The sequence below is a fragment of the Pseudozobellia sp. WGM2 genome (assembly GCF_017810075.1).
Lineage (GTDB): Bacteria > Bacteroidota > Bacteroidia > Flavobacteriales > Flavobacteriaceae > JADNYK01.
The window spans coordinates 572,489-594,421 of record NZ_JADNYK010000002.1 but is presented as its reverse complement, the minus strand read 5'-3'; the positions used below and the strand labels follow the sequence as shown (position 1 = coordinate 594,421).

Below are 21,933 nucleotides of genomic sequence, written 5' to 3'. Positions count from 1 at the left end.
GGACCTCTACCTATAGAAAAATGAACCCCTTCAGATAAAAGAAAATACTACTAAAGCATTTTCTTCAACCACGATTTCATATCGACCGCTTTGTGAATAATGCCCTTGAGGTCATCGATAGCCACACGCTCTTGCTCCATAGAATCACGATGACGAATAGTTACGGTTTTGTCTTCTAATGTTTGATGGTCTACCGTGATACAGAATGGTGTTCCGTTCGCATCTTGTCTGCGGTAACGACGGCCGACGGCATCTTTTTCATCATAAAGCACATTAAAATCCCACTTGAGGTCTTCTATAATTTCATTGGCAATCTCTGGCAACCCATCTTTTTTTACCAATGGAAAAACAGCAGCTTTTGTCGGGGCCAAGACCGCAGGTAATTTTAATACTGTTCTAAAGCTTCCGTTCTCTAATTCCTCTTCCTGAAGCGAATTGGCGAAAACGGCCAAGAACATTCTATCTAAACCAATTGAGGTTTCCAATACATAAGGCACATAGCTTTCACGTGTCTCAGGATCGAAATACTGTAATTTTTTACCCGAAAATTTTTCGTGGCTTCCCAAATCAAAATCCGTACGGGAATGAATACCTTCCAATTCTTTAAACCCAAATGGAAAACGGAATTCAATATCAGCAGCGGCATCGGCATAATGGGCTAATTTTTCATGGTCGTGAAAACGGTAATTATCTTCGCCCATACCTAAAGAAAGATGCCATTTCATTCGGGTTTCTTTCCACTTCTCGTACCATTCTTGCTGTGTACCCGGCTTGATAAAATATTGCATCTCCATCTGCTCGAACTCACGCATTCTGAAAATAAACTGGCGTGCAACGATTTCGTTTCTAAAGGCTTTACCTGTCTGTGCTATACCGAAGGGTATCTTCATACGCCCCGTTTTCTGAACGTTCAAGAAGTTCACGAAAATACCTTGTGCGGTTTCAGGTCTCAGGTAAAGGTCCATTGCGCTTTCAGCCGAAGCCCCAAGCTTGGTACCGAACATGAGGTTGAATTGCTTAACGTCTGTCCAGTTTTTAGACCCCGACATCGGGCAAGCGATTTCAAGCTCTTCAATCAACTTTTTCACATCGGCCAAATCTTCCTTTTCCAAAGACTGCCCTAATCGTTTTAGAATCGATTTTGCCTGTTCTTGATAATCGACAACTCTTTGGTTCGTTGCCAAGAATTGCTCTTTATCAAATTTTTCACCAAAACGCTTTGCCGCCTTTGCTACTTCTTTTTCTATTTTGCTTTCAATTTTTGATACGTAATCTTCGACCAGTACATCGGCACGGTATCTCTTTTTTGAATCTTTATTATCGATTAATGGATCGTTAAAGGCATCAACGTGCCCTGAAGCTTTCCAAGTAGTCGGGTGCATAAATATCGCCGAATCGATGCCCACGATATTATCGTTGAGCTGAACCATGGCCTTCCACCAATACTCCCGTATATTCTTTTTTAATTCAGCACCGTTCTGTGCGTAATCGTAAACAGCACTTAAACCATCATAAATTTCACTGGATTGGAATACATAACCATATTCCTTAGCATGGGAAATTACCCGCTTAAAATCGTCTTCTTGTTTTGCCATGCGGCAAAAATAGGATATTAAGGAAAGTCAAAAAAAATTATTTCAATTCAAATTCTGTAGAAGACATGAGTTTTTGACCTTCGAAGATGTTCAGTCTATAGCCACCTTCTTTCAATGAGCCTTGAGGTATCGTGATAAAATCACATATAGTCATGTCTTCACCCGTAAACTTAAACTCTACTCTTTTGCTGTAGACATTACCATTTACGGTAATCGTATTCGCGTTATCTTCAATGACCCGCATATCAGGATCCAAAAATTGATAATAGATAACCTTGGTGGTATTCATTTCCGTAATATCGGCAAGAACTGTTACACAGCCTCTCAACTTCTCAATAATTGAAGCCTTATTTGTGTTGATGGGCTTGCCACTTCTCAATCTAAACCCGTTGCCCTCGGTATTTTGTAAACTAAGATAGTTTTTAGACTTTAGCTCTTGGTTCAGTTCTTGAATCTTTCTGCGCTGTAAAGCTTCTGCCTCTGCTAAAGACATACTCTTGCCCTTTAACTGCTCAAGCTCTTTCTTTGTTTCTTCATATTTGTTCGAAAGCAGCATGTTGTTGTACCTCAAGAAATTATTCTTGAGCTTAAGGCTATCGTTCTTTGACTCAAGTCGACGCAATTCCGTTTTATATTCGCGAAGCTTCTCAACCGTAAAATTAAGCTGGCCTACAGAATCAAGTAGTTGTTGAATTCGGTATTTAGAACTCTCAAGTTCTATTTCGTTGACCTCATTTAACGCTGAAAGACGATCGACATCGGCCTTCATCAAACTCAAGTCTTGCACTAAAATTCCCTTTTCACGCTCCAGAAAAGCAATTTCACTTCTTGATTGGGCATAGCTGTAGTAGAATGCAATCAAAATACCGATAATTACAGCGATCAGGGCTGCAAAAATTACCTTATTATTGATTTTATTATCTTGAACGTTCATTGGGATCGAGTGGGTTTATGTAGGTTGCACTCTAGCACTATAAAGTTTTGCTATACAAAAAGTTAACAAATATACTAATAGATATCAATTCGGTTTTGGTACCCAAGGTATGTTTTGGATGTAATGCTCATTTAATCAGGGGAGAGGAATACTTGTGTACAACTTGTCGTAACAATTTACCCCTCACCGAGTATAGCTTTAACGAAGAAAACCCCGTAGACCGTATATTTTATGGCAGAATTAACATCGAGAAAGCCAGTTCTTTCCTGTTTTTCACTGAAAAGGGCATTGTTCAGCAACTGATTCACAATCTTAAATATCGCAATCAGGAGCAAATCGGAAATTTTCTAGGCGATTGGTACGGTTTTCTTCTTAGAGATAGTAACGAACTCAAAGGTGCAATCGATATCGTGATCCCGGTTCCTTTACATCCTAAAAGAATGAAGAAGAGAGGGTACAATCAAGTATCGAGTTTCGCAAAACGATTGGCGTATCATTTAGATACAAAATACCGTGACGACTTATTAGTTAAAACACTAAATACAAAAACACAAACCAAAAAAAGTCGTATGGGCCGCTGGCAAAATAAAAAATCACTATTTGCGCTTACCGACATTGAATCTCTAAAAAGCAAAAACGTTCTTCTTGTAGATGATGTTATTACCACAGGGGGCACCATGGAAATTTGTGCCAAAACACTATCTCAAGCTGAAGGGGTTAACATTTACATCGCAAGCATGGCAGTAGTACCCAAATTATGGAATTGAATAAAATTAGTTGTTTCTTTGTGCCTAGATTTTTAGATTATGGCCCGTAGATTTCTGGCGTTTTTATTTCTCTTTCTCATCGCCGCCGTGTTATGGCAATGTGCTAGAAAAGGCAGCCCTTCCGGTGGCCCAAAAGACATTACCCCACCTGTCTTGACAAAAACCGAGCCGGATAGCATGACTACAAATTTCAAAGCCAAACGTATTCGAATGTATTTCGATGAGCTCATCAAATTAGAAGACGTTCAAAATCAATTAATAGTTAGTCCGCCTTTAAAATACCAACCCGACATTACTCCGCAAGGGGGAGCAAGCAAGTATGTTGAATTTAAATTTAAAGATACCCTTAGGGAGAACACTACGTACACGCTAAATTTCGGGCAAAGCGTTCAAGACAATAATGAAGGTAATCCAAGTGCTTTTCTTACCTATGTTTTTTCGACTGGAGATTATATTGACTCCCTCACCTTATCTGGTGCCATAAAGGATGCTTTTAAAAAGAAAGCGGATGATTTCATCTCGGTCATGCTCTACGAAATAGACACGGCATATACCGATTCTACCATATATAAAAAACCGCCCAATTACATTACCAATACTTTAGACAGTATGGTCATCTTTAAACTTAAAAACCTTAAAGAGGGCAAGTACAAGTTGTTTGCCCTGAAGGATGCTGCCAAGAACAATATGTTCGACCAAAATGCCGATAAAATTGCTTTTCTTCAAGATACCATCACATTACCCACAGATTCTACGTATGTTCTCACCTTGTTTAAAGAAGTACCCGATTATAGTATGGCCGTGCCCAGTTTTGTTGCCAAAAACCGCATACAATTTGGTTATTACGGCGTAGCGGATAGTGTAAAGATAGAAACCATTACGGCCCTACCTGATACGGTAAAAACTAAAATTCTAAAGGAACGTGATAAAGACACCATCAATTTCTGGTTCACACCCTTTGAAAACGATTCAATAATATTCACGGTCACCAATGAACGACTAAAGGTTAAAGATACTTTTAGCGTTAAGAGTAGAAAGGTGGGCGTAGATTCGTTGCGATTAAACCCAAATCAAAGTGGCTCACTAAGTTTCAACGAACCCTTTTTCATACAATCTAACACTCCATTAATCGAATTGGATTCGACCAAAATAAGTATGATGGACCAAGATTCTCTTTCCGTCGATTTCTCTATTAGTTTAGATACTTTGAAAAACCAGGTCGATTTTGATTTTCCCGTAGAACCCAATCAAAGTTTTCAACTCGATCTTCTACCCGGTGCCATAACCGACTTTTTCGGGCAAGTGAACGATACCACGGCCTACTATCTATCAACAGGGAGTTATGCCGATTTCGGAAATTTAAGCTTTGAGGTTAAGGTCGATGAAAAGGCATACCCGTTAATCGTACAACTGACCGATGAACAGGGAGAGCTTGAGAGGGAGGTTATTGCGAAAGAAACACAGGTTTTTGAGTTTAGCCATTTAGAGCCGGGTAATTATTTGATGCGTGTAATCTTTGATACTAACAACAACGGAAAATGGGACACTGGTAATTATCTGAAAAAACTTCAACCTGAAAAGATCAGTTACTACCCTGATGTTATTGAGGTTCGTGCCAATTGGGAAAAAGTGGAAACCTTTACAATTCGAGACTAAAATCGTCTCTATCTTCTAGGAACCCTAATTTTTCTCGAGTAGAAGCTATGTGCTCTCTGGTTATCACGGTATAAACTACTTCTTCTTGATCTGAATAAACTTTCTCTTCACCCAGACAATCATAAACCGCGGAATGACCATTGTATGAATGCCCTTTTTCATCTGTTCCAATTCGATTGACCCCTACACAATAGGCCATGTTTTCAATGGCCCTTGCTTTTAAAAGCGTATCCCAAGCATTAATTCTGGGTTGCGGCCAATTCGCAACGTACAACAACAAATCATAATTTTCTACATTTCTGGCCCAAACCGGAAAACGAAGGTCGTAGCAGACCATAGGGCAAATTCGAAAACCTTTGTAATCGACGATTAGCTTTTTATTTCCTGCCTTGTAGACCTTGTCTTCGCCTGCCAAAGTAAACGTATGTCTCTTATCATAGTGTAAAGCCTTACCATTGGGCTCAACAAAGTAAAGACGGTTCGTATAAATACCATTGGCATTATTAGCTACGCTACCGACGATGGCCGCACCATATCTTTTCGACTCTTGTTTCATCCACCTAAGAGTTTTTTCACTTTCTTCAGGTGACATTTTTTCTGGCGACATGGTAAAACCAGTAGTAAACATTTCAGGTAAGACTATCAAGTCTACTTCAGTAGCTAAATCAGCTATTTTATTGGTAATAATGCGCCTATTCTCTTGAGGGTCTTCCCAGACCAAAGAAGTTTGCACCAAGGCCAGATTTAGTTGTTCACTCATATTAAAATGAAATAGAATATATTATCTTATTTGCTAAAAAATTATACCTGAATTTCAAACCGTTCGATTAAAGTCAAATACTTAGAATCTATTTAATATTTTTCCAATAAATTAATCAGTTCGTCTGCTCCTTGTAATTTTGCGTGGTCAAGTGCTGTATTGCCCCGATTATCTTTCACCTGGGTATCGGCACCTTTTGACATTAAAAGTTGTGCAATTTCTAATTTATTAAAAGTTGCGGCATAAATTAGACACGTACCACCCATGGTATTTCGAACATTTACATCTGCCCCCTTAGCGACCAAACTTTTGGCAATCTCAGTATACCCTTTAAAACAAACACCCATGAGCGCAGTATTACCCGCGCCATCAGTATCGTCAATCTCCGCGCCCTCTTCTAAAAACAAATCTACAATCTCTTTTTGGTTATAATATGCGGCCAATATCAGTGGCGTTGAACCTCTTTGATCCTTAATATTCAATAGGTCTTTATTTTTTGATAGCATGGCGGTTACCTCTTTGAGGTTACCCAGCCGAATTTCATTGAAGAATGCCTCATTCATACGATTCAAATTTCATTTATATTGATATAGTATCTTAATAATATTGAAATTTACAAAATTCAAGGTTCGATTTACTTTTAATCGAGTAATCAAAAGGCATACCTCTATCAATTTTATCGATGGTCTTTATGACTAATACCAAAGAAATCACACATTATAAATGTAGTATAGAGTTAAAAAGTTTTTAGTTAATTTCCTACTTTTACAATTCAGATAACATTTTCGATAAAACCCCCCTGTTTTTTGGAAACATTGGCCATTAATGCATTGTTGAAAGATTCACCGGTACCTATAGCCGTTCTTGATAAAAATATTACTTTTCAAACATACTCAAAAGTTTGGCTAGAAGAATTCTGCCCTGAGTATTCAGACGTTACCGGTAAAAACCTTTTTAAAGTTTCGGAAGACCTCCCATCCGAATTTCCTGAAATTTTAGCCGACTGTCTCGAAGGCAAATCAAGCGAACACGACGGCAAAAAAATCATTACTAAAGATGGTGCTTTTAAATGGTTAAAATGGAAAGCAAATCCGTTTAGAAATGAAAACAATGAAATTTCTGGTATAGTCTTGTATCTAGAGGATGTAACCGACGAGAGTCGGCGACAAGAATTACGACAAAAGGCTATTGAAGTTGCACGCATTGGTGGTTGGGAAATCGATTTACTGACCGGCGAACTATTCTGGACCGACATCACTAAAGAAATTCATGAGGTTCCTATGGATTTTGTACCTGATGTGACGCAGGGCATAAACTTTTACAAAGAAGGTCGACACCGTGACACCATATCAAAGATAGTCGCTAAAGCCATGAACGAAGGTGTGCCATGGGATATTGAACTTATCATAGTAACTGCCAAAGGCAAAGAACTTTGGGTACGAGCTATGGGAGATGTTGAGATGTTTAACGGTAAGTGTATTCGTATTTTTGGCACCTTTCAAGATATTGACGCTGAAAAACGTATTGAGCTAAAATTTAATGAGGTTTCAAAAAGGCTTGCCATCGCAACGTCTGGATCTAATATTGGTATATGGGAGCATGATATCGAAACGAACCAAGTTGTTTGGGATGAGAACATGTATCGACTCTATGGTGTCAAGCGCAAAACTTTTGACCCGAACAACCTTAATCAATGGCAATCAATATTACACCCAGAAGATTTAGAGTCTATTTTTAAATCTCACAACGATGCCATACAGGGAAAAAAAGATTACGAAACCGAGTTTAGAATCATCAGGCCCAATGGAAAACAGAAACACATTGGGGCAAAAGCTGTTCTTATCAAAGATGACTCGGGCAAACCTGTGAAAATGGTAGGCACCAATATCGATATAACCGAGCTGACCAAAACAAGGTTACTACTTGAAAAAAGTGAAGAATCTTTTCAAGGTGCTTTCGAAAAGTCAAATACGGGAATGGCATTGATAGATACAAAAGGAAACTGGATCAAGGTCAACAAAAGCCTCTGTAATAGCCTAGGCTATTCGGAAGAGGAGCTTTTTAAAATGACTTTTCAAGAAATAACCCACCCAGATGATCTTGATAAAGATTTATTACTTCTCGACAAGGTTCTGGATGGTGATAAAGAGAGTTACCAAATCGATAAAAGATATTTTCATAAAAAGGGCCATATCGTCTATGGTGTATTGACCGTAACAGCGGTAAGAGATATCGATGGCAAACTCGCTCATTTAATTTCTCAGGTTATTGATATTACCGAACGAAAAAATGCCGAAGTAGAACTTACTCGTTTGGTTGACATCACCAAACATCAAAATGAAAGTTTATTGAATTTTGCCCATATCGTTTCACATAACCTAAGGTCGCATGCCACTAATCTTTCGATGTTGACCGGTTTTCTAGAAGGTGAGAAAGATGAAGAAGAAATCTCCGATATTCACGGCATGCTCTCCGATGCCGCCGAAAGTTTGAACGAAACCGTTCTTCATTTAAACGAGGTCGTGCAACTCAAAGTCGGGGCAACTCAAAAATTAAAACCAGTTAATATTTATAGTACACTTAAAAATGTCAAAAAAAACCTTAGTGTACTCATTCAAGAAAAAAATGTCAAGTGTATTACCAAGGTGCCAGAAGATTTAATCGTTATGGGTATACCGGCGTATATAGACAGTATTTTTTTAAATTTAATTACGAATAGTATTAAGTACTCATCGCCAGATCGAGAGCCTGAGCTAACCATAACATCGAAAACATTAAATAAAAATGTAATTTTAAGCTTTACGGACAATGGTCTAGGCATCAATCTGAAGAGACATGGCAAAAAAATCTTCGGCATGTACAAGACTTTTCATAAAAACAAAGATGCGAAGGGCATTGGTTTATTTATTACCAAAAATCAAATCGAGGCCATGAACGGAAAAATTGAAGTTGAAAGCACCGTTGACCAGGGCACAACATTTAAACTATATTTTGAACTTAACCAAACCGCTTAACATGTTTAAAATTAGCAGTACATGCATCATTGATGATGATCCTATTTTTGTATACAGTACAAAAAGAATCATGAAAGATCTAAACTTCAGTGAAAATATTATAGTCTATACAAACGGGCAAGATGCTATTGATGGATTGAAAGAAATGATAACTAATGGTGATAAAATGCCACCCGTTATATTTCTAGATTTAAATATGCCCATAATGAACGGCTGGGATTTTCTTGAAGATTTTGTTCAGATTCCTCACAACAATAGAGAAGAAGTACTAATCTACATTATCAGTTCATCGATTGACCCGCGGGATCTAGAACAAATCAAAAGGTATGAGGTGGTAAACAATTATATATTAAAACCTGTGGTTAGAGAAGACCTACATACGGTCTTGAGCAAAATGAAGGCTGAATAGAATTTCACTTACAGCTTAAAACCAAGGCCCAAAATTAATTAGAGGCCTAAGAACATTAAATCAAATGAAAATTGATTTTTCGGATATTTGTATAATAGAAGACGATGCTATAGCCATATTCGGTATAAAGAGAGCCCTGGCAAAGCTGCACCCCTCTAAAGATTTGAATCTGACCATCTTTGAAAATGGTGAAGATGCGATGGAAAATTTTGAACTTAGGTTTAATAATGGCGAAAAATTGCCTTCCCTAATTTTTGTGGATTTAAACATGCCCATAATGAGCGGCTGGGATTTTTTAGACGAGTTTACCGAAACTTACCCTTCAAAAGAAACTTGGCCCGATATATTTATTATGAGTTCATCTATCAATCCTGAAGATTATGAAAAGGCAAAGACCTATAATCTTGAAAAAAACTACCTAACCAAACCAGTGAACAAAGCTTTATTAGAAAAGGTTTTTGCGTAAGGAGAAGTTTATTAAAAATTTGTATTTTTTCAGTATTAATTTCGAATGCCTGGCGTAAAATCGTTTGGAGCCAATTGTGGCTCGTTAGTGGTTTCTGCATCTCCGCTATCATTAAAAATAGACCACTCTTGATAGTCATAAATCGTGTTGCCTTCGACGACCTCAGGTTTACGAACTGCCTTACCATCTTCAAATTCATGATTTGTACTCGAGCCATCTTCACCTATAACTCCAAAAATATCGATTACCACACCGAAAGGGTCGACCAATTCTAGATTATCATCGCCATTTGAATCAGCTGGGCTGTTTGTTCCCACGCCCAAATCTGGAGCAAAGCCATACACCGCCTCAAATTCATTGGCGTTCGGAGATATAACAAATGTTGATTGAGAACCAATCTCATGCCCCGAAAGGTCTATACTAGAACTTACATCGGTATTGGCGTTGGTATATCTACGAAGACTCCATCCATTTAAACTTAGAGGCTCTGTTGAAGAATTAAAAAGCTCGACAAATCTTGCGCCGGTATTGTTATCGGGGTCGGCCAATTCTGAGATGAATATTTGGGTCGAAGTAAACTCATCGACCAGTTCTTCACAACGGTCTTTTTCAAGTTGCATATCATCCAAATTCCGAATTACTAGGCTATAATCAGAATTTTCCTTTACAAGAACACCTTGTACAGTTCCATTCTGGGTTGGAAGCAACTCTGCCTGAAAATCGGAAAAACCGCTGTTAGTCAAATTAATCTGTCTGTCTTCACAATCGACCAAGGTTCTCAAAGTCTCCTCTTGTGCTAAAGCAAAGGGTAGGCCTAATTCATCTTCAAAAATTTCCATATTATCAAATTGCACCAGGGTACTCAAGTATTGGTCTCCAATAGAATCAAGCGATATAGAGGTAGGTGTTAATTCTGCCGGCTGTTCACAAGAAATAAATATATGCCTGTCGACAACATTTGATGGCAATCGACCCACCGAAATATTACCGAACGATTCAAATGTTGCCCCTAATTTGAAAGCACCACGTGTTTGACCGAGATACAAACCTTTCACTTTTATGAATATCTTACTCCCCACAGGGTAGAACAAATGAGAATCTCGAACATCAATTTCAATTTGCAACCCTTGCGTTGCAGTATCCCGTCTATCTTGAAAATGCAGTACACTAAAAAAATTTCCTTCTTTATCAGACGATATAACGTAACCTTCGATTATAAGATTTTCTTGAATCTGAACAGTCTCGCCTGAATAAAGGTTTTTTATATCTAGAAAGCTTGCGTTAGAGATTAGTTCGTTGCTACAATTACTGATTGCAGCCGCATCAAAATCTCTATTCTTTACACAAGAGTATAATACCAATACTGAAAGTATTACCATTAGCCCCGCTCTAGTCGTATTAGGACGTACCATTTTTTTATATAAAGTTTTATTCGCTCTCATTGTTCAATTCTGAAATCATGAGGTTTTCCCTTAAAAGCTATAGGCTAGATTTAAAAAAAAGGTTCGCCCATAACCATACCAATATTTTGGCGCAAATGATGGACTACCACTTAAATTATCTTGCTGTAATTGACCAAAATTTCCGTTTCTGCTTTGTTCGTAACCTCCTGTTCTAAAAACGGCATCGAAAACATTATTGACACTTGCAAAAACACTAATGTACTTACCATTTTTCAACCATGATTTTCCTCCGACCAAATTCAGCAAGTAAAAACTGTCCAAAGGTGTTTGCTTTAATAATTTGGCGACATTTTCGGAGGAAGCTTCTGGAAATTTTTGACCAGTTTCCGGATTTAAATAAAAACTGTTTGTTCGGGTTATAGCTGAAATATTGGCGTAGTTCTTCGTCAAATAATTTGTAGTCGCCCCAACCCACCAATACTTAGGAGAACGATATTCTATACCCAAGGCATAAGCCTGCTGTGGGCCCTGAGCCAGTTTATAATCTTTGATTTGAGAAGCTCCCAAATCAAGATTACCATCTAAATTGATAAGGTCTTCTTCGCGACCTGCTGTGTCAAAATTTATTACCAAATTCGGGTTACTAGCATATACATATTTTCCGATTGCAGCGACCGCATTTAATTTTACTGAGGAAGAGAGTTGATACTCCAAGCCCATCTCTAAACCCATGTGTAATTTGTCTAAGTCGGTCAGCACCTCTTGTACAAAGTCTGAACCCACCCCCGTATCTACAAAAAAGAAATTGATATCCGTAGTGTTTTGAAATCTTGAGTAAAAAGAACTGAGTCTGCCCGTAAGATTGGGTAATCGAAAATTATAGTTCACATCTACCGATGATATGCGTTCACTTTCAATATCTGAAACCACTACATTATTCTCACGTGGGTTTACAAATACATTTTGCAATACGGGTGGGCGACTTATATATGCCCCATGAAAATCGACCCAATGTCTCCCATTGATTTTATAGGTGAGTCCGGCCTTAAAACCGTAATCGTTAAAACTGACAAGATTACTTTTGCCTAATGAACTAATAGGAAATCGCTCGTTTTGAAAAAGCCCTTCTCGCTGGTAAGTGGTGACTGAATACATTGCAGATAGAAAAAAATTCAGTTTATCCAAATTGTATTTGAACTGGGCAAACCCTTCAAATTGCGAAGCATCAATATTGTAATTATAGTTGAAAATTTGATTTTCCGTTTTCTGTGTTTCGCCGGTTACATCGTTTAAGGTATCTGAAAAAGGATCGATGTCTATATGAAAATCAGCTCCCAACATATCATTTATTTTCGCATAATTGTGAGATTGGAAAATTCTATAGAAAGCACCAAAATCTAATTGGGCTCTATTGCTCAAATAAGCATTGCCAATCGAATTGAGAACCAATTGTTCGTCTTGGGCTATATCATCATAAAGAATATAGGCCGCATTATTGGTAGTATTTGCCTTATAAATCTGTTCCCAGTTTATTTGTGGTGCTTCTAGGAAACCTTCTCTGGCCAGGTTTGCACTTCTGAAGTTGGCCCCGATTGGACTATTGATATAAAAACTTGGCAAATACCTATAGTAAGTAGGGTCAGGGTTGGGGGCGTTGTAATACCCCAATCGACTTCTTGAATTTATACCGGTTTGATAAGCTATACCCGTATTAAAATTAAAGTTAGAGGATTCAAAATTATGGTTCAGCATGAAAATGGGTTCGGCTATTTTACGTTCTCTAGTGTTTCTTATTTTACCGTCTTGCTCACCCCAATACGGATTATACCTTTTACCGGCCAATTCAAAGATCTCTTGGGTCAGGGCAGAAGAGCGACCGCGCCGATTCGAAGCTAAGATACCAGTCACATTCAACGAATGCTTTTTGTTCAAATGATATTCTATAGCGCCATACACACTGAAGGCATCGTAAAGTGTGCCGTCAATATAACCTTGTTTTGCCCATCTTCGAGAAGCTGAAACAGTATATGCAAATCCGTTTTCGTGAAGTCCTGAATTATGCGTGGCCATCAATCGACCGGCATAAGTGCGATTTGACACCGAAGCGGACAACCTTGTACCTGGTCTCAAACCGGACGGTCTAGTATCAATATTCGTGTTGCCCAAAATACCACCGAAAGCAAATTCAGAAGCTTCTAGCCCATTTGTGAACTGTTGGTTTCGGGTTATATCGTTAAGCCCGCCCCAATTATTCCATTGTGGTCTTCCGTCAAAGAACTTGTTCATCGAAATACCGTTTATAGAAACGCGACCATTTTGGGAATCGTAGCCCCTCACCCTAAAAAATGCCTGGCCAAAATCAAATGCTGCACGATTAAGAAAAACATCACGAGTGGCCTGTAAAATTCCAGAAGAGTTTGAATTTGCCTCATCTTCAAGCAATTCAGAATCGGTCAAGGTTATAAGATTATCGGTTTGCTCTGTTTGAATATCACGCTCAAGATAAATAGCTCCCAAATCAACTTTACTATTAGTTATTTTCACCATCAACCGCTTACTCAAATAATCACGAGCCTTTATCAAAATGATATAATCACCCTTCTCGGAAATTGAAAGTGAAAATTCACCTTCGTTTTTTGAAGTTGTAGAAATTAGAAGGTTCTCTATGCTGATTTCCGACCCAACCAAAGGTTTTTTTGAAACCAAATCTATAATACTTCCTTTAACCTGATGAAGCTCTTGAGCTAAAATCTTCTGTGGGCCAAAAAGTATAAATATCAATACTGCAAATACTCGCATTAATCGGGTTTAATGGTCGTTGAATACCATCAAGATATCGAAAAATTAAAAAATCCTACAAATAAGACCTACAAAATTCATGGTTTTTTCGTTAATTAACCATTATATCCCACTAGTCGCATGAATTTTAGAATCACAACTTTCCTCTTGCTCTTTGCTCTTATCGCCCACGGCCAAGAAAGTTCATCGTATAGAATACGAACGATTGCCTTTTATAATGTAGAAAACCTATTTGACACTACAAATGATTCATTGATTTTCGATGATGACCGTACTCCAGAGGGCAAAGACAACTGGACATCAGAACGTTATAATAAAAAACTCAATAATTCGAGCAAAGTTATTTCTGAGATAGGGTTCGGTAGAACTAATTCTTCCCCGGATATAGTTGGTATTTGTGAAGTAGAGAATCTCGTAGTTATCGAAGACCTAATTAACCATCATAACTTAAAATCAAAAGGTTACGGTGTAGTTCATTATGATTCACCTGATGAGCGGGGAATCGACGTTGCGCTACTCTACAAAAAGTCAGTGTTTCTACCTACCTCCTATGCTAGCCACAGGTTATTGTTGATCGACGATGAAGATGAGCGCAATTATACCAGAGATCAATTAGTCGTCGGTGGCATGTTAGATGCCGAGCAGTTTTATTTTATAGTTAACCATTGGCCATCTAGAAGTGGTGGCGAAGCACGTAGCAGACCCAATCGAATAGCCGCCGCAAAACTCAACAAACGAATAATCGACTCGATTCAGCGGCTAGATTTTCAGGCGAAAATCATAAGTATGGGAGATTTCAACGATGACCCGACAAACGATAGTTTCAAGAAAATTCTTAAAACTAAGGGCAAGGTAAATCACTTGGAAGATGGAGAACTATACAATCCAATGGAAAAACTTTACCGAAAAGGAATAGGCTCACTGGCATATCGTGACAAATGGAATTTATTCGATCAAATCTTCTTTACAAAAGCCCTAATTGACGATAAAACTAAGGGATACAGATTTTGGAAAGCAGGTGTTTTCAACCCTAAGTACTTAATCACAAAAAAAGGAAAGTATAAGGGCTACCCTTATCGTACATATGCAGGTGGTAGTTATGCCGGTGGTTATTCAGACCATTTTCCAGTTTACATTCACCTACTAAAAAAAGAAACAAAAAAAACCCCTCTGAAAGAGGGGTATTGATACTATAAATTATAGGTCAGATCTATAACTCGGTTAATTTAATATTACGCCAGTTGACCTTGATTCCCCCACCATCATGAATCTGTAGGGCGATGGAACCATTTCCTTTACCAATTTTTTCATCTTCAAAGGTTATCATTTCTGTGCCGTTAAGCCATGAAGTAATATTATCGCCGTTTACACGAATCTTCATCGTATTCCACTCTCCCATTTTCAAGGCCTTATCTTTAGCAGGCTCAGGCTTGATCAACCAGCCTCTACCATACGATTCGTATACACCTCCTGTATCGTGCCCCGGGGGTGCAACTTCGACTTGCCAACCACTAATTTTAGTACCTTCAATGGTCGACCGAATGAAAACACCACTATTGCCATTGGCCTCTTGCTTAAATTCTAATGTAAGTTCAAAATTCTTGTAATGTTCATCGGTGGCAAGGTATCCGTAACCTTTGTCCGGCCCACTTTCACAAATTAATAGTCCATCTTCTACGTACCACTTTTCAGTTCCGTAGATAGACCATCCATCAAGATTCTTTCCGTTAAATAATTCTTTCTGACCAAAAGTTAAGGTCGAAACTAATACTGCGGTTAAAAAAAATAATTTTTTCATTGGTAATAACAGGTTATAATTAAAGTTAGTTTGCTTACTATAATCTAAAAGTGTTCAATTAAAGGTTTTAATTGAACCACTGCCCCCACGGAATACGGCTAAGTATCAGTACCAATCCGAGGCCGTAGAAAATGGCAATGCTTTTGAATTTTTTGTTGCCTTCCATAAATTTTTTATGCCTTGACCAGCCTATGGTAATGAAAGCAATGGCTATAATATTTATTAGAGGATGCTCCAATGCCAACAAACGGGAAGCCGAATTTAAACCGCCCATGCCCAGCGTTTGAATTGCCTTTATACCGCTCGGAGAAACAAAATAGAGAATTAGCCCTACGAGAAGTTGAATATGGGAAAGGATAAGGGCGAACAGGCTAAGGCGTAAATCTTTTTGCATGGTAAACATCTTATTGCCTACCCAGCCCATCATAGCGTTTGCTACGGCCATAAATAACAATATTAAAACGATGTATGCCAAATAAGAATGAAGTACCTGAATTAATTCGTACATAATATGATTTTTTGAAGCCTTAAATGTACAGTTTTTTGAGCATAAAAAACCCCGCTAATCGGCGGGGTTTAATAATGACTATGATTTATTCTTAGAAACTATAGCGTAAGCTTAAATTCCAGGTTCTTCCAAGACCGAAATAAGCGAAATTAGATACGGCCAACCCGTCATAAGTTTCCTCTCCGGCTGTCGGTAGGTTAGCTGAGGTAAGCTCAGATATGTAAATTTTATGCAGTGCATTATTCACGTTAAACCTTAAGCTTAAATTGTTCGCCCCAGCGATAGGTATATTATAAGTTGCACCTAAATCAAGAATTCCAAAACTAGGTAATTCAAGGTTTTCTTTGATTGCACCTACATCTGCGTAAAGATTATCATAGAATCTGTAATCTGCATCGGCAGATAGGTTTTCCAATATTTGATAATCAGCACCTAATCCGAAAGTAAATTGAGCAGCATCGCCAACTTTACCACCATCAACATCTTCCGTTTCTTCTGACAATATGTTTCTGTCTTCATCTCTAACTAGCGTTCTAGCATCACCGGAATACTCCCAATTACCGATAGATAAGAAACCGCGTAGCATTAATTGATTAATACGACCCTTAGCATCAATTTCAAGACCTGAGTGCAATTGTTTGACACCAAAGTTCGATGTGAATATTTCTTGACCAGTTACGTCATCAGTGGTTGAAGAGGTGACTACTCTATCTTCCCAGGAGGTGCGATAAAGATTCAGATTGGCAGAGAAGTTGTTTAATCGAAGACCATAACCTGCTTCTAAGCCGAATATCTTCTCATTCTCCGTTAGTGGGTTTACATCATTAGTAAAGTTCAAATAGATATTATCGTGGTAAGGTTGTCTAGAATAGTAACCTGTATTTGCATAAATAGTGTGTGCTTCGCTTATCTTATAACTGGCACCACCTTTAATATTATAACCTCCGTTTGAAATTTTTTCAGACTCCTCATTTGCTTCGGTATATTGATATCTATCCCATCTGATGTGCGATTGAGATGAAAGCGACCCTTGCATAAATGCTGAGAAATTCTCGACTGCGTACTCTAATTGAGTGAACATACCACCATAGTTGATTCTTTCATCATAATCCCAAGCATATCTTTCGCTCTCATCTGCAAAACCTCCTAGAGCACTCCAAGGGTTTGCTTTAAAGGTCGCTGAAATCTGATTACCGGATGGGTATCTTATGTGACCATTATCCTGAAAGTAATCGGCGCCTAGTAAATCATGAATCTGTCTAAAGTGAGTTCCCTTATACGAACGTAAATCAAAGCCCACGTTCCAATCAAGATTATCAGTTAATTCAAGCTTGTAATTCGTCACTAAACCATACCACGCATGGTTATTAACTGAGTTACGTAATGCATAAGTGGCAGAACCATCGGCACTTGCCTCATTATTGGCAATAATAGCACTCCAATTAACATATCCGTCGTCCGTACGCACACTGCTTCCGACAGGGCCTACACTACCACCTCGGCCCCAAGATGCATAAAGAACCGAAGAAAGTTGAGACTTATCATTAATATTGAAATCCCAGTTAAGGTTAGCTACAGGCTTATGGTAATAATTACCACGCTCTGAAATAAATTCATCACCCAAATAGCCATTATTATTATTATACTTTCTGCCGTACTCTAAATACGTAGAAATGCGCTTAGAAAAGTTTTGATCGTGATACTGAGGCGCACCGGTAATCAAAAAGTTAAAATTATGACGGTCATTGGGGGAATAACCTAAAGAGATGAAATAATTCTGACCATACCCTTCGGTACCATCATTATAACCATTTCCTTGCCAGTGACTAAGCATTACACTAGCACCGAAACCATTCTCATTCATTCCGGTATTATAGCCCAAAGTACCCTTATAATAGCTATCATTTGCCATACCATAATAAGCAAAACCACCTTCTTTTTTATCAGTTGCCTTTGTCACAAAATTGACAGTACCACCAACTGAAGAAATGGCCAATTTAGATGAACCCAGACCTCTTTGTATCTGAATTCCATTAGCTATATCTGCCATACCCGACCAGTTCGACCAATACATCAAACCATCTTCCATACCATTAATTGGCTGACCGTTCAATAAGAAGGCCGTATTATCTTGACCAAAACCACGAACCGACATTCTTGAATCTCCATAACCACTTGATTGACCCGCAACATATACAGAAGGCGTATTAACCAAGGTCATAGTAATGTCTTGAGTTCCTATTTTTTCCTGTATTTGCTTTGCACCAATAGAAGAAACGGCAATAGGCGTCTCTCTATCGCGAGCCAAGTCAATAATTCCTGTACCTACAACAACAACACCATCCAACTCATCTGCATTAGGCTCTAAAACGATTTGCGGAAGGCTTCCTGTGCTAGAAAAAGGTATACTTTTTGGTGTGTACCCAATGTAAGATATAACCAAGGTTCCTGTAGACTGAGGAACTTCTATCGTAAATTTACCATCAAAATCGGTAGAGGTACCTACCGTTGTACCTTGAACTACTACACTTGCCCCTGGTAGGGGCTCATTAATCTCACCGTCAATAACAGTACCTGTTATCGTACCTTGTGAAAATGCTACGGCCGCGATGAAGAAGGCGACCATTGTAAAATAAATTTTTCTCATTTGTCTGTATTTGTTAGTCTTCAAATTTCGCTGCAAAAATGCTCCATTTTATACTCACAAACATTAACACAACGTTAAATTACTTCACACAAAATTAACAAGAAATAAATACAAAATGAATTGACTAACAGTTAATTATAGAATCTTACACAATTTATAAGAAAATGTTAACTCAACTCTTAAAAGACTGCAATAATCGAAGTGTAGAAGCGTCATGACTGCTAATTTCAAAACCTTCGATATCTTTTAAAATTTTACCCGCCAATTGTTTACCAAGTTCTACACCCCATTGATCATAGCTAAAAATGTTCCAGAGTATGCCCTGTACAAATATTTTATGTTCGTAAAGCGCTATTAGACTACCTAAACTTTTCGGAGTTAGTTTATCAATCAATATGGTGTTGGTCGGCTTGTTACCTTCAAAAACTTTAAAAGGAATTAATTTTTTTATCGCTTCTTCATTCATACCTTTTGCTTCCAACTCACTACGCACCTCTTCGGCAGTCTTACCGTTCATCAAGGCCTCTGTTTGAGCAAAGAAATTTGCCATTAACTTATTGTGATGGTCAACATCTCCATGCAATGATTTTTTAAACCCAATAAAATCAGCAGGAATAAGTTTCGTACCTTGATGTATCAACTGAAAGAAGGCATGCTGAGAATTTGTACCCGGTTCTCCCCAAATAATCGTACCTGTCTCATAGCTCACCCTATTGCCGTTTCGGTCGACACTTTTACCATTACTCTCCATAATTCCCTGCTGTAGATAGGCTGAAAATCTACTTAAATACTGGGTGTAAGGTATTATCGCTTCGGTCTCCGCACCGTAGAAATTGTTGTACCAAACACTGATCAACGCAAGCAAAACTGGAATATTCTCTTTAAAATCAGCTGTTTTAAAATGCTCATCCATTTCATTGGCACCACCTAAAAGAGCATCAAAATTTTCAAAGCCAACAGCGAGGGCAATAGAAAGACCTACGGCGCTCCATAACGAAAAACGACCTCCGACCCAATCCCACATCGGGAAAACATTTTCGGCATCAATGCCAAACTCTGATATAGCTTTGGCATTAGTAGATACCGCAGCAAAATGCTTGGCAATATCTTCTTGAGTAGCATATTTTAAAAACCATTTTTTAATAGTTGTAGCGTTGCTCAAGGTCTCTTGAGTAGTGAATGTCTTAGAAACAACCACAAAGAGCGTAGTCTCAGGGTTAAGTTCTTTTAGAATTTCATGTACATGGTCACCATCAACATTACTAACAAAATGTGTTTTGAGCTGATTCTTGTAAAACTTAAGTGCCTCGGTAACCATAGCCGGACCTAAATCTGACCCGCCTATACCTATATTGACAACATCGGTAAAAGACTTACCGGTATACCCTTTTCTTTGCCCATTGATAACCTCATCGGTAAATGATTTGATGTGTTCTTTTACCTCATAAACTTCAGGAACTACACTATGGCCATCAACTTCAATCTCATCATTGCTTTTGGCTCTTAGGGCAGTGTGAAGAACAGCCCTATCCTCAGTTTGATTGATGTGTTGACCAGAAAACTGTTTTGAAATAGCATCTTTCAATTTAACTTCATCGGCAAGTTCGAAAAGTAGTTGAAGCGTTTCTTCAGAAATTCGATTTTTAGAGAAATCGACCAGAAAATCATTCCATTCCAAACTAAAACCTTCAGCTCTTGCCTTATCGTTAGCGAAAAGATCTTTTAAGTGGAGTTCTTTGGTTTTACTGAAATGTTTCGAAAGCTTATCCCAAACCGGTAAGCTGGTTGGGTCTATATTATGTAAGGCCATATGGGTATTTTAGTGATAGATGGCTAAATTAAACCATATACCAACTAATAACAACCCATAAAATGTGATTATTCCGTTAAGGAGGCCAAATCTGTAGCTTGAATATCTTCCTCTTCTTGTATTTCAGGATAAGCTATACAATCAAGCTGCTCTTTTAACGGACTGATATATGAGAAGTATTCTGGCTGCAATGTTTCTGCCAACGGCTCGGCTTTGGGCAATTCTTCTCGAAGTGGGTCTACCTGTCGACCGTTCTTCCAAAAACGATAGCAGACATGCGGACCGCTGGTATTACCGGTCATACCGACCCAGCCAATTACATCGCCCTGGCGCACAAACTCACCCCGCTTCACCTTTTGTTTCTTCATATGCAGGTACTGGGTCGAGTAAGTACCGTTGTGACGTATTTTTACATATTTTCCGTTACCACCTCGTCGAGTAGATTCAGTTACCGTACCATCTGCCGTGGCCATAATGGGGGTTCCGACTGGTGCTGCATAGTCGGTACCTTTATGAGGTCTAATCTTGTTACCGTAGTAACGTATTCTTCGTTTGAGATTATATCTTGAAGATAAACGACCGAATTCAACTGGCATTCTCAAAAATGTTCTTCGAAGATTATTGGCCTCATCATCAAAGTAATCTACAATACTTTTCAAAGAATCATTCTCGTATGCAAATGCGTAAATAGGCTTGCCATTATGTTCGAAATAAGCTGCTTCTATTTGTTCCGAGCCCGCATAGATTGAATCGTTGATAAATTTTTCTTTGTAAATGACCTTGAATCGATCTCCTTTTTGAAGCATAGAAAAATCAATCGTCCAAGCATAAACATTGGCTAAATTATGGGTCACCATATAATCGATACCCTGTTCTAACAGCGACTCTGATAGGTTGGTCGTAATTACACCTGAAACTTCTTTTTCTAAATACTTAACCTGCTTCTTTTCTTTATATGCCTTTACCGAATCTCTTAAATCGACTACGGTATAATTGATTGGGTCATTTTCGTATATAAAAACTTGTGCCGTGGCCGTAGTGTCTTTAGATTTCAAAATGACGTAAGGCTTACCGACCCTAATTTTACGAACATCGAAAGTATCTCTATACTCTTCGGTAATCTTAGCGATTTTCGGATAATCGACCTTGTGATCCATCATTAATTTACCAAAACTATCTCCGTTTTTAATAGTATCGAGCTGAACTTCAAATTCTTCTAAATTAAAGCCGAAGTGCTTAACAATAGGTTTTTCAAGAACTTCTATTGATGCAATTTCCAATGATTGTTTTTCAACAGTTGTCTTACCACTCTCCTTACAAGAAAAAGATAGCAGTAATATGAAAATAAGGCCCCAGTATTTTTGCAT

General features: G+C 38.3%; 17 protein-coding genes. 6 read left to right on the top strand and 11 right to left on the bottom strand.

The genetic code is table 11. The features are described 5' to 3' along the window. Positions 1 to 50: 50 nt before the first annotated feature. Together IV512_RS06150 and IV512_RS06145 are read right to left on the bottom strand one after the other, a co-directional pair. Entirely contained in the window at positions 51 to 1,595 is a 1,545-nt protein-coding gene (locus IV512_RS06150; protein WP_209401624.1) for a glycine--tRNA ligase, read from the bottom strand. Positions 1,596 to 1,632: 37 nt separating this feature from the next. Next, on the bottom strand, positions 1,633 to 2,529 hold the full coding sequence (locus IV512_RS06145; protein ID WP_209401623.1) for a hypothetical protein: 897 nt from the start codon (positions 2,527 to 2,529) through the stop codon (positions 1,633 to 1,635). Positions 2,530 to 2,624: 95 nt separating this feature from the next. Here IV512_RS06145 and IV512_RS06140 point away from each other — a divergent pair, with 95 nt between their 5' ends. After that, positions 2,625 to 3,296 (top strand): ComF family protein, encoded by a 672-nt coding sequence (locus IV512_RS06140; protein ID WP_245224685.1) that lies wholly within the window; start codon positions 2,625 to 2,627, stop codon positions 3,294 to 3,296. Positions 3,297 to 3,335: 39 nt separating this feature from the next. After that, on the top strand, positions 3,336 to 4,952 hold the full coding sequence (locus IV512_RS06135; RefSeq protein WP_209401621.1) for an Ig-like domain-containing protein: 1,617 nt from the start codon (positions 3,336 to 3,338) through the stop codon (positions 4,950 to 4,952). On the opposite strand, the gene IV512_RS06130 is transcribed toward IV512_RS06135, so the two are convergent. Together IV512_RS06130 and IV512_RS06125 are read right to left on the bottom strand one after the other, a co-directional pair. Beyond that, on the bottom strand, positions 4,936 to 5,712 hold the full coding sequence (locus tag IV512_RS06130) for an amidohydrolase (RefSeq protein WP_209401620.1): 777 nt from the start codon (positions 5,710 to 5,712) through the stop codon (positions 4,936 to 4,938). The genes IV512_RS06135 and IV512_RS06130 overlap by 17 nt on opposite strands. Before the next feature lie 92 nt (positions 5,713 to 5,804). After that, the gene (locus IV512_RS06125; protein WP_209401618.1) at positions 5,805 to 6,275 is read right to left on the bottom strand and encodes an ankyrin repeat domain-containing protein; all 471 of its coding nucleotides are present in this window, start codon (positions 6,273 to 6,275) and stop codon (positions 5,805 to 5,807) included. A 243-nt stretch (positions 6,276 to 6,518) separates the two neighbouring features. Here IV512_RS06125 and IV512_RS06120 point away from each other — a divergent pair, with 243 nt between their 5' ends. The 3 genes from IV512_RS06120 (at position 6,519) to IV512_RS06110 (ending at position 9,601) form a co-directional block, all read left to right on the top strand. After that, on the top strand, positions 6,519 to 8,726 hold the full coding sequence (locus IV512_RS06120) for a PAS domain S-box protein (RefSeq protein WP_209401616.1): 2,208 nt from the start codon (positions 6,519 to 6,521) through the stop codon (positions 8,724 to 8,726). 1 nt (position 8,727) lies between these two features. Next, entirely contained in the window at positions 8,728 to 9,135 is a 408-nt protein-coding gene (locus IV512_RS06115) for a response regulator (RefSeq protein ID WP_209401614.1), read from the top strand. A gap of 64 nt (positions 9,136 to 9,199) precedes the next feature. Further along, positions 9,200 to 9,601, top strand: a complete 402-nt coding sequence (locus IV512_RS06110) for a response regulator (protein WP_209401613.1) — start codon at positions 9,200 to 9,202, stop codon at positions 9,599 to 9,601. Positions 9,602 to 9,636: 35 nt separating this feature from the next. Here IV512_RS06110 and IV512_RS06105 read toward each other — a convergent pair whose 3' ends face one another. Beyond that, positions 9,637 to 11,013 carry a DUF5689 domain-containing protein gene (locus tag IV512_RS06105; protein WP_209401612.1) on the bottom strand — a complete coding sequence of 459 codons (1,377 nt, stop codon included), beginning with the start codon at positions 11,011 to 11,013 and terminating at the stop codon, positions 9,637 to 9,639. 60 nt (positions 11,014 to 11,073) lie between these two features. Further along, entirely contained in the window at positions 11,074 to 13,803 is a 2,730-nt protein-coding gene (locus IV512_RS06100; protein WP_209401611.1) for a TonB-dependent receptor, read from the bottom strand. Positions 13,804 to 13,923: 120 nt separating this feature from the next. Here IV512_RS06100 and IV512_RS06095 point away from each other — a divergent pair, with 120 nt between their 5' ends. Further along, positions 13,924 to 14,991: an endonuclease/exonuclease/phosphatase family protein gene (locus IV512_RS06095; protein WP_209401610.1), complete on the top strand. Its 1,068-nt coding sequence runs from the start codon at positions 13,924 to 13,926 to the stop codon at positions 14,989 to 14,991. A gap of 22 nt (positions 14,992 to 15,013) precedes the next feature. Here IV512_RS06095 and IV512_RS06090 read toward each other — a convergent pair whose 3' ends face one another. The 5 genes from IV512_RS06090 to IV512_RS06070 all read right to left on the bottom strand — a co-directional run bounded on the left by IV512_RS06090 (position 15,014) and on the right by IV512_RS06070 (position 21,933). Then, positions 15,014 to 15,601 carry a DUF1080 domain-containing protein gene (locus IV512_RS06090; RefSeq protein ID WP_209401609.1) on the bottom strand — a complete coding sequence of 196 codons (588 nt, stop codon included), beginning with the start codon at positions 15,599 to 15,601 and terminating at the stop codon, positions 15,014 to 15,016. Positions 15,602 to 15,668: 67 nt separating this feature from the next. Then, positions 15,669 to 16,109, bottom strand: coding sequence for a hypothetical protein (locus tag IV512_RS06085; protein WP_209401608.1), 441 nt, complete (start codon positions 16,107 to 16,109; stop codon positions 15,669 to 15,671). Positions 16,110 to 16,200: 91 nt separating this feature from the next. Then, positions 16,201 to 18,756: a TonB-dependent receptor gene (locus IV512_RS06080; RefSeq protein ID WP_209401606.1), complete on the bottom strand. Its 2,556-nt coding sequence runs from the start codon at positions 18,754 to 18,756 to the stop codon at positions 16,201 to 16,203. Between the two features lie 172 nt (positions 18,757 to 18,928). Further along, positions 18,929 to 20,566, bottom strand: a complete 1,638-nt coding sequence (gene pgi, locus IV512_RS06075) for a glucose-6-phosphate isomerase (RefSeq protein ID WP_209401604.1) — start codon at positions 20,564 to 20,566, stop codon at positions 18,929 to 18,931. Between the two features lie 68 nt (positions 20,567 to 20,634). Further along, positions 20,635 to 21,933 carry a peptidoglycan DD-metalloendopeptidase family protein gene (locus IV512_RS06070; RefSeq protein ID WP_209401602.1) on the bottom strand — a complete coding sequence of 433 codons (1,299 nt, stop codon included), beginning with the start codon at positions 21,931 to 21,933 and terminating at the stop codon, positions 20,635 to 20,637.